Origin of the sequence: Nocardia sp. NPDC056000 (genome assembly GCF_042269265.1) — a bacterium.
Classification (GTDB): Bacteria; Actinomycetota; Actinomycetes; order Mycobacteriales; family Mycobacteriaceae; genus Nocardia.
Genome location: NZ_JBHJXS010000014.1, coordinates 150399 through 167504, shown reverse-complemented (window position 1 = coordinate 167504; position 17106 = coordinate 150399). Strand labels below are relative to the sequence as shown.

Below are 17106 nucleotides of genomic sequence, written 5' to 3'. Positions count from 1 at the left end.
ATCGGGTCATCCCCGAGTAGCGCGAAAGTGCGAATCACCCCCCTCATCAGGATGATTCGCACCCTTGGTCAGCTGACGGGCGAGGTTTCCGGCTCGTCCTGCGCGCTCTGCCGCCGCAGTACCGAATGCTTGCGGCTGTAGGCGAAGTACACGATCACGCCCAGCGCCATCCAGACCACGAAACGCAGCCAGGTCTCGATGGAGAGGTTGAGCATGAGCCACAGGCATGCCAGCGCCGCCAGGATCGGGACGACCGGAACGAAGGGGACGCGGAAGCCGCGCGGCAGATCCGGGCGGGTGCGGCGCAGGATCGGGACGCCGATCGACACCAGCACGAATGCGACCAGCGTGCCGATATTCACCATCTCCTCGAGCGTGCCGAAATCCACGAAACCGGCGAGCAGGGCGCAGACGATGCCGACGATGACCGTCAGGCGCACGGGCGTGCCGTGCTTACCGGTGCGCGCCAGACCGCGCGGCAACAGGCCGTCCCGGGCCATGGCGAACAGCACCCGGGTCTGACCCAGGAACATCACCATCACCACCGTGGACAGGCCCGCGAGCGCGCCGATGGAGATGATGTTCTTCACCCACATATCCCCGTGCAGGGCGAAAGCTGTTGCCAGGGTGGCATTTCCGTTAGCCAGCGCGGTGTACGGGACCATACCGGTCAGCACCAGCGAGACCGCGACGTAGAGCACGGTGACGATCGCGAGCGAACCGAAGATGCCGCGCGGCACATTGCGCTGCGGATCGCGCACCTCCTCGGCGGTGGTGGCCACGACATCGAATCCGATGAAGGCGAAGAACACCAGGCTGGCCGCGGCCAGCAGGCCGTACCATCCGAAACTCGTTCCGCCGGAACCGGTCAGGAAGCTGAACAGCGACTGATGCACCCCGCCCGCCTTCTCCGAGGGCTGCGACGGCGGAATGTACGGGGTGAGATTGGACGCCTTGAAATAGGTCGCGCCGACCACCAGCACCAGCGCGATCACCGCCAGTTTGATCCCGACCGCGATGGCCGACACCCGCGAGGAGAGCTTGGTGCCGGTCGCCAGCAGCACCCCGACCACGGCGATGATAAGTACTGCGCCCCAATCGAAATGGATCGAACCGAGTTCGAGGATGGGCGGGCGGGAACCCAGTACCTCACCGAGATACTGGGACCAGCCCTTGGCCACCACGGAGACCGCGAGCGCGAATTCCAGAATCAGATCCCAGCCGATGATCCACGCGATGATCTCGCCGAAGGTCGCGTACGCGAAGGTGTACGCACTGCCCGCCACCGGTACGGTCGAGGCGAATTCGGCGTAGCAGAGCGCGGTCAGCCCGCACGCGATCGCCGCGAAGACGAACGCCAGCGATACCGACGGCCCGGCCACCGTGCCCGCCGTGCGCGCGGTGAGGGTGAAGATGCCCGCGCCGATGACGACCGCGACGCCGAAGACGGTGAGGTCCTTGGCCGTTAGATCCTTGCGTAGCTTGGCATCCGGGTCATCGGTGTCCCGGATCGACTGTTCCACTGATTTGGTGCGGAATAACCCGCTGGTGATCGCCACTTCTGGTCTCCTCCTTGAAACTCCGGCGTCGCGGTCAGATGGTCCGCGGGATGGCGTCGAGCCGGCGCTCGGCGAAACGATTCGCCGCCGCCCCGGTGCCGATGCCGGAAGCCTGTGCCGCCGTGATGATGTCGCGGCAGCGGTCGTAGATGGCCGTCACATCGGATTCGATGGCGGCGGGATCGGCGGCGCGCAATTCGCCCGCCACCTGCATGAGGCCGCCGGCGTTGGCGACGAAATCGGGGACCCAGGTGATACCGCGTTCGTTCAGCGACCGCTCCACCTCCGGGGTCGCGAGCTGGTTGTTGGCCGCGCCGCACACCAGTTTCGCTTCGATGGTTTCGGCGGTGGTGGCGGTGAGAATGCCGCCGAGGGCGCACGGGGCGTAGATGTCCACGGGTGCGGTGGCGACGGTGCTCAGCAGGCGCACCGACGGGTGCTGCAGCGAAATGCGCTGTAGGGCAGAGTCATTCACATCGGTGGCGCATACCTCCGCGCCATCGGCGAGCAGCATGGCGATGAGCTCGCCGCCCACCTTGCCGACGCCTTCGACGCCGACCGTGCGACCGGCCATCGACGGTGCGCCCCAGACGGATTCGGCTCCGGCGCGCATGGCGTGGAAGACGCCGAGCGCGGTCAGCCGGGCACTGTCACCGGAGCCGCCCGCGGCGGTGCTGCGGCCGGTCACGAAGGCGGTGTGCTTGCCGATGACATCCAGGTCATCGGTATTGGTGCCGACATCGCCCGCCGTGATGTACCGGCCGCCAAGGGTATTGACGAACCGCGCGTACGCGGCCAGCAGTTCCTCGGTCTTCATGGTCGCCGGATCGCCGATGATGACGGCCTTGCCGCCGCCCAGATTCACCCCGGCCGCCGCGGCCTTGTACGTCATGCCCCAGGACAGCCGCAGCACATCCTCCAGCGCCGCCGATTCGCTCGCGTACGGGTAGAAACGGGTGCCGCCGAGCGCGGGCCCCAGCGCGGTCGAATGAATCGCGATGATCGCCTTCAGCCCGCTCTTATCGTCCTCGCAGAACACGACCTGTTCATGGCGTCGCGAGCTCAGTTCCTGCGAACGGCCGAAAACGCCTGTCTCGGTGTGCATTGCGGTCACAATCGATTCCTCTCTGAATGCCGCATGGTGGCGGCGGGGTGGTTGCCGCTTGTGGCGGCGTACCGGTCGCGCCGGGTGTGGCGCTTCCGGGTGTGGATCCCGGCCACAAGCACGCCGGGATGACGAGGGGTGAGTTCGCGCGAAGGTTCCTGGGCGGGCCCACCACCCCGTCGACGGTGGCCGTCCTCTGGGGCCCGTCCCCTTGGGGGGACTGTCGCCTTGGGGGACTGTCGCCTTGAGGGGGCTGTCCCCTTGGGGGGACCGTCCCCTCGGGGGGGCGTCCCCTTAGGGTGTGCCGCCCCGTCATCCCGGCATGTTTTTGGCCGGGATCCACACTCGCGGTGCGGAAACCTCACGCAGCGGATGTCAGTCGAGGCCCAGGTCGCGCAGACCCGACCAGTACAGGTCGACGTTGGCGAGTTTGACGTCCTCGTAGCCGCGGACCAGGTCGGGGAGGGTGGCGGCCGCGGTGGCGGTGTCGTAGGTGTCGGGGGTCAGGGTGGTGGCGAGGCGCTGCACGAGGGCGGTGTAGTGGGCGAGCAACTCGCGCTCCACCTTTCGGACGTGAGCGTATCCGAAGGGGTCCAGGCGGGTCCCGCGCAGCGACTTCCCCTTGGCGAGAAGTTTCAGCGCCACATGGGATTTGGGGCCGAGGCCGATCTTCTTCTTGCGGCCCATCGCCCGCAGGATCGGCGGATGCAGTTTGTAGGTGAGGTTCTCGCCGTCGGGCACCTGTTCGCTCACCTGGGCCAGGAAGGCGGGATCCACCAGCAGGCGGGCCACCTCGTACTCGTCCTTGTATGCGGTGAACTTGTGCAGGCCGCGGGCCACGGCCGCGCTGAACTCGGTGCGCTCGGTGACGGATCGTTCTGCCGCCCACACGGATTGGACCGTGTCCACGTATCGGCGAGCGACCTTGACGTTCTGGTATCGCACCAATTCGGCGGCGCGCAGTTCCACCAGTCGGCGCACCTCACCCTCGAAGCCGGTTCCGGCCAGCAGTTCCGGTGCGAGCGTCGCCGGGGCGCGCTGCGGCGCAATCGGTTCGACCGCGGCGGCGAAGGCGGCGGGATCCGCGATCGCGACCCGGCCCCAGCGGAAGGCGGCGATATTGGCCGCCACCGCGACACCGTTGATGCCGATGGCCTCCTCGATCGCCGCGGCGGGCAACCGGAGTCCGCCGGTCTGGAAGGCCGCGCCGACCATCAGGAAATTCGCGGCGGCGGTATTGCCGAAGAGCTTCTCGGCCGCTGCCAATGCGTCGAAGTGGCTCAGCGAATCCGACACCGCGGCAAGGCGATCCAGCAGTTGCGGCGTCTCCGGATAGCTGACCGACTTGTCGTACACCATGTCACCGGTGGGCGTACGGCTGGTGGAGGCGATCGCCACTGTGCCGGAGGGGTTTCCGTACTGGAGGTTCTTCGGATCGGCGGCCGTCAGCAGATCGATGGCGATGACGCAGTCCGCGCTGCCCGGGGTGAGCCGGTTCGACGGCTCCAGCGTCGTGGTCGAGAACCGCAGATGCGATACGACCGGCCCGGCCTTCTGGCTCAACCCGATCTGATCCAGGCTCTCGACCTCGTACCCGGCCCGCAGTGCGGCCGTGGCCAGCACCTGGTTGACCGTGACGATGCCGGTGCCGCCGATCCCGGCGAGCAGTACATTCTGCGTGCCCACCGGCGCGTCCAACCCCGGATCCGCCACCGCAGGCGGCTCGGCGCGCTTACGGGACTTCTTGCGTCCCTTGGTATCCGGCACCACCTCGACCGTCACGAACGATGGGCAGTCACCGTCCAGGCAGCTGTAATCGGTATTGCAGGAGGTCTGATCGATCCGCGTCTTGCGCCCGAATTCCGTCTCGACCGGTTGCACCGAAAGGCAATTGGACTTCACACCGCAATCACCGCAGCCCTCGCAGACCGCCTCGTTGATCACCACGCGGGTATTGCGCACCGGCAGCGTGCCGCGCTTGCGCTGCCGTCGCGCGTCGGCGGCGCAGTGCTGGTCGTAGATCAGCACGGTGACGCCCTCGATCTCGCGCAGCGCCCGCTGCGCCTCGTCCAGCCGGTCGCGATGCCACAGCAGCGTGCCCTTGGCCAGCGCGCGCCGATTGTGCCGCTTGGGTTCATCGGCGCAGATGATGATCTGCTTGACGCCCTCGGTGGTGAGCTTATGGGTCAGCTGCGCCACCGACAGGATGCCGATGGCATCCTGCGCGCCGGTCATGGCCACGACCTCGTTGTAGAGCAGTTTGTAGGTGATGTTCACCCCGGCCGCCACGCACGCCTGCACGGCCAACTGCCCGGAGTGGAAGAACGTGCCGTCCCCGATGTTCTGGAACAGATGCGGCACATCGGTGAACGGCGCCTGGCCGATCCACTGGCTGCCCTCGCCGCCCATCTGGGTGAGTCCGGTGACCGCGCTGTCGCTGCGGCCGGACATGGTCACCAGGGTGTGGCAGCCGATCCCGCCGCCGCCGATCGAACCCTCGGGAATCGCGGTGGAGCGATTGTGCGGGCAGCCGGAGCAGAAGTACGCGGTGCGCTTGGTGGACAGCACCTCCAGTGAAAGGGCGGGCGGGGCAGCCCTTTTCAGCTCGACGTGTGCGCGCAGCACCCGGCGCAGCGGAGCGAGGAGTCGCCCCGGGGTCAGTTCGCCGTCGGCGGGCATGAGCGGCGCACCGCGCTCGTCCAGCTTGCCCAGAATGCGCGGCGCATCGGCCGTGCCGTAGAGGATCTCGCGAATCTGCGTCTCGATGAACGCGGTCTTGTCCTCCACCACGATCACCTGCTCGAGCCCCCGGGCGAATGCGGTGACCTGCTGCGCCCCAACGGGATACGGCATACCGATGCGCAGTAGTCGAATCCCGGCGCGATGCAGGGCCGCCTCGTCGACGCCCAGATCCAGCAGCGCCTGCCGCACTGCGTCGAAGGTGGTGCCGGTGGCGGCGATGCCGATCTTGGCGTCCGCCGGATTCACCTCGATGACATCGAGATCGTTCAGCGCCCCGAACTCCCGCACCGTGGCCCAGCGCGGCCCGTACAGATCCGCCTCGGCCAGCACGCTGTCCGCGGGAGCCGCCATCGGCCGCTGGCGGTAGACGAAAGACTTTCCCTCCCACTGCACTTCGGGAATCGTGAGCGGCAGATCCGCGACCGCGGCATCCACCGTCCAGGCCCCGTCCGCGACATCGGCGACGATCTTCATGGCCACCACGCAGCCCGAAGCCCGCGACAGCGCGACCCCGGCCATACCCATGGTGATGATCTCTTCCGCATTGCGCGGGAACAGCACCGGCACACCCATGGCCGCCAGCGAGCGCTCACTCACGGCGGGCACGGTGGAGGATTTCGAGGCCGGATCATCGCCGACCAGCAGCAGTACGCCGCCGCGGGCATTGACCCCGTACATATTCGCGTGCCGGATGGCATCGGTGGCGCGATCCACGCCGGGGCCCTTGCCGTACCAGACCCCGATCACCCCGTCATGGGTGGCGCGCCCGGCGGGCAGATCAGCCTGACTGCCCCACACCGAGGTGGCGGCGAGTTCCTCATTGAGGCCGGGTACGAAGGTGATGTCGTGCTCGGACAGCACATTCGGCATGCCGAGCAGCATTTTGTCGACCCCGCCCAGGGGGCTGCCCTGATATCCGGAGACGAAGGTGGCGACTCGGCGGCCGGCGCGGATATCGCGCACATGCTGTTCCACCAGTAACCGTGCGATGGCCTGCACGCCGGTCAGCAGGACCGGTCCGGCGCCGGAGCGATAGCGGTCGGCGAGGTCGTACGGGGCGGCCGGTTCGGCCTGCTGCGATGAGGGGCAGGCAACACTGGTCATGAACGGTCACCACTCTTTCCACAGCCCAGATCGTGAGCTGCAAACGACAGGGACTAAGCAATCGGTGCTGCGAAATCTGCCGTTAAGGGGTGATCTGTGTCAACAGAAGGGCAAAAAGTTGATCAGACTGCTCAAAAGTGATCTGTGGCACTTCTGCGCGTACAACATTCTGCTCGAGCGAGGGGAGACCCGGGTCACATCATGTCGGGTTAGCCGGTTTTGTCAGATGCTCGACGAGCGGCAGTGACCGGTACTCGATCGGGGTGGCGAGCGCCAGCATGGTCTCGGTATGCCGCACCCCGTGAATGGCGTGCACCCGCTGGATGATCCCCAGCAGATCCTGCTGCGACTGCGCCGCGATCCGCACCAGCAGATCCGAACGTCCCGTGGTGGCGTGCACCTCGAGCACATTGGGGAATTCGCGCAGCGCCTCGACAATCCCGTCGATCTTGTTCTGATCCAGTTCCACCCCGAGGAACGCGTGCACCGCGAAGCCGATCGCCTGCAGATCCACCGATGGCGGATAGCCGCGCACCGCCCCCGATGCCTCCAGCCGTTTCATCCGCGCCTGCACCGTATTTCGCGCGATCTGCAACCGCTGCGCCAATTCCAGGATCGGCGCTCGCGGATCGGCCGCCAGCTCCGCCAGCAGTGCGGCATCGAGTGCGTCGATCTTGATGGTCATGCCGCATTTTCGCATGGCGGAGGCGGGCAACTCGGGTGTGCCGGGAATGCGGCCGCGTAGGGGAACGGATACGCGGCCCCCGTGCTGTTCCGGGGCGGGCCGGTTACGACACCGCTCCGATGAAGCCGCCGATAGCGGCACCGATGGCACAGCCGAATATGGCTCCGACCAGGAAGAACCAAATGCCGATCACAATGCCGACGAGACAGCCGACCGCTGCCCCGGCCAGTATCGCGCCGCCATTGGCATCGACGGTGTGCACGAAGGGCAGACCCTGGCTACTGGTCGCCGCGGCTGTCGGCCCGCCCACCGGGGTGAGGGTCAATTCCGTGGCACTGGCCAGAGTCGGTGTGACGGAGAGGGATTGACCCACATCCGTCTGCAGCGTCGTCGGTATGGCCCCGACGATCGTGCCGTCGTCCGCGACCACCTGTACCGCGTCCGGGGTCAGCACGAAGTGGCCGGAGGCGAGGGTGACGAGGGCGTTCGAATGATCGGCGGCGAGGGTTGTGGTGTAGCCGACCTGGCCGTCCACGCCGCTGAGAGTGATATCGGCGAGACCGGCTTCCCCGTGTGCCGTCGCCATGGTGGTTACGGTGGCTGCGATCGCGAGAACCGCTGTGGCCACCAATTTCTTGATGAACATTGTCTTTCCATCCGTCCGGGTTTTCCTTTGCTGTTCCCCCGACGAACGGCACCGGATGTCTGTCGATTATGCGCTTGCGGAGGGTTAGCTGTCGATGGTTTTCCGATCTTGTGAGCGTCAAGGATTGCAATCAGCTCGAGCGGTTGGAAATACGTTGCGGGCGAACCGGATTGAATGGCGTTGTGCAGATCAGCAACGGGACAGCCATCGATGTAGACACCTCGCTGCATCCACTCGACGATCCGGTGCGGGCGTCGCTGCGCGGCGTACACGCCCGATTCGCCACCTGGGTGGGGCGAATCGGCCGCTACGACCCGGAGGTCGCGCGCTTCATCGGCCATCCGCCCGAGCTGGACGAGCAGGACTGGGCCGATCTGGCCACCGTGCTCGGCCCCGGCGGCGGCACCGCCCTGCGCGGCCTCGGCCATGAACTGCCGCCCGGCTGGACCGTGCATCAGGTGCTGGATTCGGTGCAGATGGACGGTTCCGGCCTGCGCGTCGCACACGATCCCGAACTCGACATCCTCACGCCCGCCGACGTACCCGAGATGCTGGCCCTGATCGCCCGCACCGAACCAGGGCCGTTCGCACCCCGAACCATCGAAATGGGCACCTATCTCGGCCTGCGCGTGGACGGCCGCCTGGTAGCCATGGCGGGCGAGCGCATGCACCCGCCGGGCTGGACCGAGATCAGCGCCGTCTGCACCGACGCCGAATTCCGCGGCCGCGGCCTGGCTTCGCGTCTGGTGCGCGCGGTCGGCGCGGGCATCCGCGAACGCGGTGAAATCCCGTTCCTGCATGCGGTCGCGCACAACACCACCGCGATCAGCCTCTACGAAACTCTCGGCTTCACCCTGCGCAAGCGCGGACAGCTGACTTTGGTGCAGGCTCCGGACTGAGCGGTACCGGCTGGAGATACAGATCAGGCCCGAGGTGTAAACCTCGGGCCTGATCTTTTGGGTGACCGACGGGACTCGAACCCGCGACAGCCAGGATCACAACCTGGTGCTCTACCAACTGAACTACGGTCACCATTGCCGGTTGTTTCCGGCGCGGTAGATCGTATCGCGATCCGCCGCTGAGTACCTAATCGGCTGGTTAAGCGGTATTTCCGGTCGGTTTCCGGCTGAGTTCGGCCGCTACGGCGGCGATCTCGGCGGTGGAGGGGCCGGGGGGAGCCACGAAGGCGGTGCGGCGGTAGTACTGCAGTTCGCGGATGGATTCCTGGATATCGGCCAGGGCGCGGTGGGCCAGGCCCTTCTCCGGCTGGCCGAAGTAGATGCGCGGGTACCAGCGGCGCGCCAATTCCTTGATGGAGCTGACATCGATCATGCGGTAGTGCAGGTGGGCGTCGAGGATGGGCATATCGCGGGCCAGGAAGCCGCGATCGGTGGCGATGGAGTTACCGGCCAGCGGTACCGTGCGCGGTGCGGGCACGTACTGCTTGATGTAGTCCATGATTTGCTGCTCGGCCTCGGCCAGGGTCACGGTGGAGCGGCGGACCTCTTCGGTGAGCCCGGAGCGCGCGTGCATCTCGGTGACCACCGGCGGCATGGCCGCCAAGGCCGCGTCATCGGCGTGAATGACGATGTCCACGCCCTCGCCGAGAATATTGAGATCACTGTCCGTCACGAGTGCGGCCACCTCGATCAGCTTGTCGCTGTCCAGGCGTAGGCCCGTCATCTCGCAATCAATCCACACCACTTTGTCTGACACTCGGGACACGTTAGTCGTTTCCCGGTCGGCGGCCCCCGCGCCCGGCCGCGTCGGGTCCGGTTTGCCACCCGACCGGGCAGTATCCTTTCGGCAAGTTCCGCGATCGTTTGTCGGTTTGGCTAGAGCAGACGGAGGACAGCGCGATGACCACCCCGCAGGAGAAGGCAGCGGCGGCCCGTAAGGCCGCGGAGGAGGCCGCGCGGATCGCGGCGGAGGCGGTGGCGGCGGCCGATGCCGCTGAAAAGGAAGCTGCCGAACAGGAAGCCGCCGATAAGGCCGCGGCCGAGGGGAAGGCCGATACTCCCGCGAAGGCCGACGCCCCCGCGAAAGCCGCCGACGGCAAGGCGGATTCGGGCGCGGCGGACGCGGGCGCACCGGATGAGGTCGCGGCGCAGGGGATCGCGGCCGGATACGCGTTCGAGGGGCTCGCGCTGGAATTGGGCACCGTCATGGTGGACGGGAAGGTGCATCCCGATGCGCGGGTGCGGATTCCGATGAAGACCATGAACCGGCACGGGCTCATCGCGGGTGCGACCGGTACCGGTAAGACCAAGACGGTGCAGGGCATCGCCGAGCAGTTGTCGGCGGCGGGGGTGCCCGTCGTGGTCGCCGATATCAAGGGCGATCTGTCGGGGCTGGCGCAGCCCGGGCAGTCCAATGACAAGATCCTCACGCGCGCACAGGAAACCGGTGATCCGGACTGGAAGCCGTCCGGGTTCCCGTGTGAATTCGTCTCATTGGGCACCGAGGGGATCGGGGTGCCGATTCGCGCCACCATCACCTCGTTCGGGCCGATTCTGCTGTCGAAGGTGCTGGGGCTCAACGAGACTCAGGAATCCACGCTCGGGCTGATCTTCCACTGGTCGGATCAGAACGGTTTCCCGCTGCTGGATCTGAAGGATCTGCGCGCGGTCATCCAATTCCTCACCAGCCCGGAGGGCAAGGAGGAATTGAAGGGGATCGGCGGTGTGTCCGCGACCACGGCGGGCGTGATCCTGCGGGCGCTGGTGAATCTCGAGGCCGACGGCGGTGACACCTTCTTCGGTGAGCCGGAACTGGATCCGGCGGATCTGCTGCGGGTGGCGGGTGGACAGGGTGTGATCACGCTGTTCGAACTGGGTGCGCAGGCGTCCCGCCCGCAGATGTTCTCCACCTTCCTGATGTGGGTGCTGGCGGATCTGTTCCAGACGCTGCCGGAAATCGGCGATATGGATAAACCCAAGCTGGTCTTCATCTTCGATGAGGCGCATCTGCTCTTCACGGGTGCGTCGAAGGCGTTCCTGCAGCAGGTCGAGCAGACCGTGAAGCTCATCCGATCCAAGGGCGTGGGCGTGTTCTTCTGCACGCAGCTGCCCACCGATATCCCCAATGCCGTGCTCTCCCAGCTGGGTGCGCGCGTACAGCACGCGCTGCGCGCCTTCACCCCGGAAGATCAAGCGGCGCTGTCGAAGACGGTGCGCACCTATCCCAAGACCGCCACCTACGATCTCGAAAAGGCGTTGACCTCATTGGGAATCGGTGAGGCTGTGGTCACCGTGCTGTCGGAGAAGGGCGCGCCGACTCCGGTGGCGTGGGCGCGCATGCAGCCGCCGCGCTCGCTCATGGACACCATCGGCGACGATGGAATCCGTTCCAAGGCACAGCAATCCACGCTGTACAGCAAGTACGGGCAGACCATCGACCGGCAATCGGCCTACGAGATCCTGGCCAAGGCGGCCGAGGAGGCTCCCGAACCCGCGCCGTCGCGCGGGCGGGCCAAGGCGCAGCCGGTCGATGAGTCCATGGCCGAGAAGATCGTCAACAACACCGCTTTCAAGAATTTCCTGCGGTCGGCCGCCACCGTGGCCGGGCGCGAGATCGGCCGCAGCATCTTCGGCACCCGGAAGCGGTAGCGGCACTGCCGGTTTCGGTGCTCAGTGGCCGATATCGCGGCGCATCAGATCCTCGATGGTTTCGCGGCGGACCAGCTCCCGGGTGCTGCCGTCGCGGACCGCGATGATGGGCGGGCGGCCGACGCCGTTGTACGACGAGGACAGGCTGTGGTGGTAGGCCCCGGTGCAGGGCATGGCGAGCACTTCGCCGGGGCGCAGATCGGCGGGCAGGCGGACGTCGGTGGCCAGGATGTCACCGGCTTCGCAGTAGCGGCCCGCGATATTGGCGGTCATATGCGGGCCGGTGGGGTGCCGATTGGCGACTACGGCTTCGTAGCGTGCGCCGTAGAGGGTGACGCGGGGGTTGTCGCTCATCCCACCGTCGACGGTGACGAAGGTGTGGCCGCCTTCGACATGTTTGATGGACAGCACGCGGTAGAGCGTGATGCCCGCGCGGGCCACGATGGCGCGGCCGGGTTCCATGGCGATCGTGGGGCGCGGGAAGGCATAGCGCGCGCAGGCCGCGTCCAGTGAATCCTCGATGATGTCCGCGAGTTCGGCCAGATTCATCTCGGCGTCGCCGGGACGGTAGGCCACCGCGTGACCGCCACCGATATCGAGGGTGCCGAGGGTGACGCCGTAATCGTCACGGATCCTTGCCATTTCGCCGATCATGCGGCGGATGGCCTCACCGTAGGGGAAGGTGTCGTAGATCTGCGAGCCGATATGGCAGTGCAGTCCGGCGAATTCCAGATTGGGTTGGCGCACAATGCGTTCCACGGCTTCGCTGAGGGCGTGGCTGCCGATGGTGAAGCCGAACTTCTGATCGGCGACCCCGGTGCGCACGGCCGGATGCCCGTGCACGTCGACATCGGGGCATACCCGCAGCAGCACCCGCTGCGGTGTGCTCGCCAGCGCCGACAGCAGGGTGATCTCGGTCAGCGAGTCGATGACCACGCGGCCGATTCCGCAGTTGATCGCGGTCTCCAGTTCGGCGAAGGGTTTACCGTTGCCGTGCAACATGATTCGCTGCGGATTCACCCATGAGGACAGTGCGACGGCCAGTTCCCCGGCCGAGCACACATCGAGCGAGAGGCCCTCTTCGGTCACCCATTCCGCGACCGCGCGGGTGAGCAGCGCCTTGCCCGCGTAGAGCACCTCGGCGTCCGGGAATTGCCGCCGATACGCCTGGCAGCGGGAGCGGACTTCGGTCTCGTCCAGGATGTACGTGGGGGTGCCGTACTGGTCGGCGATATCGGCGAGCGCGACCCCGCCGACGGTGATGCGGCCGTCGGCGTCGTAGTGCGTTTCCTGCGGCCAGACCGAGGGGTCGAGGCGAGGAAGCACGCCCCCCGACCGCAGTGACGGGAAAATGTCGAGCAGCGTCACGATGTCTCCTGGATGCGTCCCCGCTATTCCGTAGGCGGGGCCGAATCCAGGACTACGCCGGATCGGGCAGCCGGGGCATATCGGCTACGCGTCCTTGACGATCGGTCGCGTGATCTTGACGGTTTGCGCTCAGCTGCCGAGCTTCTTGTACGCCGCGCCCGCCACCAGCGAGGTGATCGAGCGCGGGCCGAACTGCCCGGCCAGGCTCATACCCTTGCTGATCAGGCCCGGAACCACGCGCATCTTATTGCGGGCCAGGGCGTCGATGGTGATCTTGGCGGTATGCGCGGCGGTGACCCAGATGAACTCCGGGATCTTGTTGCCGACCTCTTCCTGATCCGGATTATCGGTGCGCACCGGGCCGGGGGCGAGCAGCGTGACGTGCACGCCGTGCTCCTTCATCTCCCCGCGCAGCGATTCGGCCCAGGTATTGGTGAACGCCTTGGACGCGGCGTAGGTGGCATTGTTCGGAATCGGCATATTGCCCGCCGCGGATCCGGTGACCAGGATGCCGCCGCTGCCGCGCTTGACCATATTCGGCAGCACCGCGAGCGAGAGGTCGTGCACGGCGACCGCGTTGAGCTCCATGATGTCCCGCTCGTAATCCAGGTCCAGCTTGGCCAGCGATCCGAAGGTGGCGACGCCCGCGTTATTGCACAGGATCGCGATATCGCGTTCGGCCAGTTCCTTGGCCAGCGGCGCGCGCTGTTCGCGGTTGGACAGGTCCACCGCGCGCACCTCGGCGGTGATGCCGTACCGCGTGCTCAGCCGGGTCGCCAGCTCCTGCAGCAGGTCCTCCCGGCGCGCGACCAGGATCAGCGAATACCCGCGAGAAGCGAGCTCCTCAGCGAGCGCGACCCCGATCCCCGAAGAGGACCCGGTCACAACGGCACGATTATCAGCGGTAGGCGCAGGCAAGCTCACGACCGAAACCCTACCCACTCCCACCCCGCCCGCACCCTCAGGTGCGGGGCTTGGGCTCCATGAAGGCGATGCCCCAGTCGAGGTGGCCGCGCCACACCGGGGCGATGCGGCCGCCCTGGACGGCGGGGCGGGGGTCGCCGATGGGTCCGCCCGCGGCGCGGATGGCCGCCACGGCGGCATCCAGGTCGGGGGTGAGGAAGGCTACGCCCGCGAGATCGGCGGGCAGGCCGGAGCCGACGGCTTCGATGAAGGGTTCGCCGACGCGGTAGAAGGCCATTTCCGGGCCTTCGGGACCGCGCGGGAAGAAGCGGCGGCGCGGCGGAATGCCCAGTACCGCCGTGAGATTGGCCGCGCCTTCGTCCAGGTTCGGCATCCAGTAGACGACGTGATCGACGATCGTCATGCCGTTCGGGTGCACGGTGTCCGATGCGGAGCCGTTCGAGGTCCGGTCCGGCCGTGCCGCGGCCGGGCGTTGCGCACCGGCATCGGCCGCCAGGTACGGAACGCCGAGAAGCTCTGGGGCGGCATGTGTTTCGTCGAAACCCCAGGCGGGTTCACCGATGGTGCAGGTGACGTGGCCGATTCGGAATTCACCGTCGGCGACGGTGAAACCCAGGGCCGCCCAGGCCTGCTCGGTTCCGGGCAGGCCCAGGCGGGTGAGGGTGGGCATCAGAGGGCTGCCGCCAGCCGCGTGCCCTGGTTGATGGCGCGCTTGGCGTCGAGTTCGGAGGCGAGATCCGCGCCGCCGATGAGGTGGATCTGCACACCCGCGGCTTTCAAGGGCTCCTCCAGATCCCGGACGGATTCCTGTCCGGCGCAGAGGATTACGTTATCGCATTCGATGACGGTGGGGCGCTGCCGCTTCTCACCGAAGCTGATGTGCAGGCCCTTGTCGTCGATGCGCTCGTAGTTGACGCCGCCGATCTGCTCCACGCCCTTGGCCTTGACGGCCGCGCGGTGCACCCAGCCCGAGGTCTTGCCCAGATCCTTGCCGAACGAAGAAGCCTTGCGCTGCAACAGCACAACCTCGCGGGCGGCGGGGGAGGGCTTGGGCGCGGTGAGGAAGCCGCGGGCGTTCGGATCGTCGGAGACGCCCCACTCTTCCTTCCACTCGTCCAGCTTGAGGCTGGGATGCCCTTCCACGGTGAGGAATTCGCTGACATCGAAGCCGATGCCGCCCGCGCCGATGACGGCGACCTTCTTGCCCACCGGCTTGCCCTCGCGCACCAGTTCGGCGTAGGTGAGCACCTTCGGATGGTCGACGCCCGGGATATTCGGGATGCGCGGCTTCACGCCGGTGGCCAGGATGACCTCGTCGTAGCGGCCCTCGATGAGCTGCTGTGCGGTGGCGCGGGTATTGAGATGGACGTTGACGCCGGTGATTTCGAGCTGGCGGGTGAAGTAGCGAACGGTCTCGCTGAACTCCTCCTTGCCCGGGATGCGGCGGGCGATATCGAACTGGCCGCCGATCTTGTCATCGGCCTCGAACAGATCCACGTGGTGGCCGCGCTGGGCCAGGCTCACCGCGGCCGAGAGTCCGGCCGGTCCCGCGCCGACGACCGCGAACCGGCGGGTGCGGCGGGTGGGCAGCAGCTTCAGTTCGGTTTCGTGTCCGGCGCGCGGATTCAGCAGGCAGGACACGGTTTTCATCTGGAAGGCGTGATCCAGGCAGGCCTGGTTGCAGGCGATGCAGGTATTGATCTCGTCCGTTCGCGCCTGCTGCGCCTTGCGCGCCCACTCCGGATCGGCCAGCAGCGGCCGGGCCAGCGACACCAGATGCGAATCGCCGCGGGTGAGGATCTCCTCGGCGGTCTCGGGCATATTGATGCGGTTCGACGCGCAGACCGGAATGCTGACAATGTCTTTGACCTTGGCGGTCCACTCCACGAACGCCGCGCGCGGGACCGAGGTCACGATGGTGGGGACGCGGGCCTCATGCCAGCCGATATCGGTATTGATGATGGTGGCGCCGGCGGCCTCCACATCCCGTGCGACATCCGCGATCTCGTCCCAGGTCTGGCCGTTCTCCACGAAATCGGCCATGGACAAACGGAATACGATGATGAAGTCCGGGCCGACGGCCTTGCGCACCTTGCGCACGATCTCCGAGGCGATGCGGCGGCGGTTCTCCGCCGAGCCGCCCCACTTGTCCTTGCGCTTATTGGTGCGCGGCGCCAGGAACTGGTTGATGAAATAGCCTTCACCACCCATGATCTCGACGCCGTCGTATCCGGCGAACTTGGCCAGGGCGGCGCAGCGCGCGTAATCGTCGATGGTCTGCTCGACGCCCTTGCTCGAAAGAGCGCGCGGGCGCAGCGGATTGATCGGGGCCTTGATGGAGGAGGCCGAAACACTGCCGGGCATATAGGAATAGCGGCCCGCGTGCAGGATCTGCAGCGCGATCTTGCCGCCCTCGGCGTGCACCGCCTTGGTGATGACGCGGTGCCGGTACGCCTCGGTCTTATTGGTCAGCTTCGCGCCCAGCGGCATCAGCCAGCCGGTGCGGTTGGGTGCGTAACCACCGGTGATGATAAGGCCCACACCGCCTTTGGCGCGTTCGGCGAAGTACGCCGCGAGCCGGTTGGTATGCCAGGCCCGATCTTCGAGACCGGTGTGCATGGAACCCATCACCACGCGATTGCGCAGGGTGGTGAATCCCAGGTCCAGGGGTTCGAACAGATGCGGATAAGCGCTCATTGCCGAGTGCCTTTCGGGTCGGACGCCTGCGACGGGGCTGTGTCGCGCGGCGGGTTGTCTTTGTGCAGAGCGGCAAGAATCTCGTCGCACCAGTCGATGAACCCCTCCTCGACGCGGATGCCACCGCGGAGGACGAGGTACTGGTGCAGGGTGCGGCCGGTGAGCTGATCCGGCGCGGGGTAGTCCTTCTTCTCGAAGGTGCGGTACAGGTCGAGCCGGTGCGCGTGCTCATCGCGATGGCGCTTGATCTCGGCGGCCAGGGCGGGGACGTCGCCGAGCGAGGCGGCGCGCAATTTCACGCCGAGCTCATTGCGCATCGGCGCGGTGTCCATGGGTTCGGCGATCCAGCGGGTCAGTTCCGCGCGGCCCGCGTCGCTGACGGTGTAGACCTTCTTATCGGGGCGGCCCGCCTGGGCGACGGCCTCGGCGGTGACCCAGCCCTGTTCCTCCATGCGCTTGAGCACACGGTAGATCTGCTGGTGGGTGGCGTTCCAGAAGAAGCCGATGGATTTGTCGAAGCGGCCCGCCAGGTCGTACCCGGAACTGGCGCGTTCGGTCAGCGATACCAGTAGCGCGTGTTCGAGGGCCATGCGGCCAGGGTAACTGAGACGGGACGTACTATGCAATTCAGTGCATAGGGAATGTCGTGCGGGAGAGTCGGTCGGAAA

At 66.7% G+C, this 17106-nt stretch carries 13 protein-coding genes and 1 tRNA gene; 2 read left to right on the top strand and 12 right to left on the bottom strand.

From position 1 onward, the window contains the following. Nucleotides 1-68: 68 nt before the first annotated feature. From ACFC4D_RS35985 to ACFC4D_RS35965, 5 genes are all read right to left on the bottom strand, one after another. On the bottom strand, nt 69-1559 hold the full coding sequence (locus ACFC4D_RS35985; protein WP_376070062.1) for an amino acid permease: 1491 nt from the start codon (nt 1557-1559) through the stop codon (nt 69-71). 34 nt (nt 1560-1593) lie between these two features. Beyond that, nucleotides 1594-2664 carry a Glu/Leu/Phe/Val dehydrogenase gene (locus tag ACFC4D_RS35980; protein ID WP_376070059.1) on the bottom strand — a complete coding sequence of 357 codons (1071 nt, stop codon included), beginning with the start codon at nt 2662-2664 and terminating at the stop codon, nt 1594-1596. Nucleotides 2665-3039: 375 nt separating this feature from the next. Next, the gene (locus tag ACFC4D_RS35975) at nt 3040-6510 is read right to left on the bottom strand and encodes an indolepyruvate ferredoxin oxidoreductase family protein (protein WP_376070056.1); all 3471 of its coding nucleotides are present in this window, start codon (nt 6508-6510) and stop codon (nt 3040-3042) included. Nucleotides 6511-6709: 199 nt separating this feature from the next. After that, the gene (locus tag ACFC4D_RS35970) at nt 6710-7195 is read right to left on the bottom strand and encodes an Lrp/AsnC family transcriptional regulator (RefSeq protein WP_375955457.1); all 486 of its coding nucleotides are present in this window, start codon (nt 7193-7195) and stop codon (nt 6710-6712) included. Between the two features lie 103 nt (nt 7196-7298). Then, nucleotides 7299-7841, bottom strand: a complete 543-nt coding sequence (locus ACFC4D_RS35965) for a hypothetical protein (protein WP_376070053.1) — start codon at nt 7839-7841, stop codon at nt 7299-7301. A gap of 182 nt (nt 7842-8023) precedes the next feature. Between ACFC4D_RS35965 and ACFC4D_RS35960 the strand changes: the two genes are divergently transcribed. Further along, nucleotides 8024-8740, top strand: a complete 717-nt coding sequence (locus tag ACFC4D_RS35960; RefSeq protein ID WP_375955454.1) for a GNAT family N-acetyltransferase — start codon at nt 8024-8026, stop codon at nt 8738-8740. Nucleotides 8741-8800: 60 nt separating this feature from the next. On the opposite strand, the gene ACFC4D_RS35955 is transcribed toward ACFC4D_RS35960, so the two are convergent. Both ACFC4D_RS35955 and orn read right to left on the bottom strand, forming a co-directional pair. Beyond that, nucleotides 8801-8873, bottom strand: a tRNA-His gene (locus ACFC4D_RS35955). A gap of 66 nt (nt 8874-8939) precedes the next feature. Beyond that, nucleotides 8940-9557, bottom strand: coding sequence for an oligoribonuclease (orn, locus tag ACFC4D_RS35950; protein WP_376070051.1), 618 nt, complete (start codon nt 9555-9557; stop codon nt 8940-8942). Nucleotides 9558-9700: 143 nt separating this feature from the next. Between orn and ACFC4D_RS35945 the strand changes: the two genes are divergently transcribed. Continuing rightward, the gene (locus tag ACFC4D_RS35945) at nt 9701-11449 is read left to right on the top strand and encodes a helicase HerA-like domain-containing protein (RefSeq protein WP_376070048.1); all 1749 of its coding nucleotides are present in this window, start codon (nt 9701-9703) and stop codon (nt 11447-11449) included. Nucleotides 11450-11470: 21 nt separating this feature from the next. Here ACFC4D_RS35945 and lysA read toward each other — a convergent pair whose 3' ends face one another. The 5 genes from lysA to ACFC4D_RS35920 all read right to left on the bottom strand — a co-directional run bounded on the left by lysA (nt 11471) and on the right by ACFC4D_RS35920 (nt 17028). Further along, a complete protein-coding gene (gene lysA, locus ACFC4D_RS35940; protein ID WP_376070045.1) occupies nt 11471-12817 on the bottom strand; it encodes a diaminopimelate decarboxylase in 1347 nt (448 codons plus the stop codon). A 129-nt stretch (nt 12818-12946) separates the two neighbouring features. Beyond that, nucleotides 12947-13741: a mycolate reductase gene (gene cmrA / locus ACFC4D_RS35935; protein ID WP_364629215.1), complete on the bottom strand. Its 795-nt coding sequence runs from the start codon at nt 13739-13741 to the stop codon at nt 12947-12949. Nucleotides 13742-13778: 37 nt separating this feature from the next. Next, complete coding sequence (locus ACFC4D_RS35930; RefSeq protein WP_376070042.1) at nt 13779-14411, bottom strand: hypothetical protein; 633 nt, start codon at nt 14409-14411, stop codon at nt 13779-13781. Further along, on the bottom strand, nt 14411-16438 hold the full coding sequence (locus ACFC4D_RS35925; RefSeq protein WP_375955444.1) for an FAD-dependent oxidoreductase: 2028 nt from the start codon (nt 16436-16438) through the stop codon (nt 14411-14413). Before ACFC4D_RS35925 ends, ACFC4D_RS35930 begins: the two co-directional genes overlap by 1 nt. Then, nucleotides 16435-17028, bottom strand: a complete 594-nt coding sequence (locus ACFC4D_RS35920; RefSeq protein ID WP_375955442.1) for a PadR family transcriptional regulator — start codon at nt 17026-17028, stop codon at nt 16435-16437. Before ACFC4D_RS35920 ends, ACFC4D_RS35925 begins: the two co-directional genes overlap by 4 nt. Between the last annotated feature and the right edge of the window lie 78 nt (nt 17029-17106).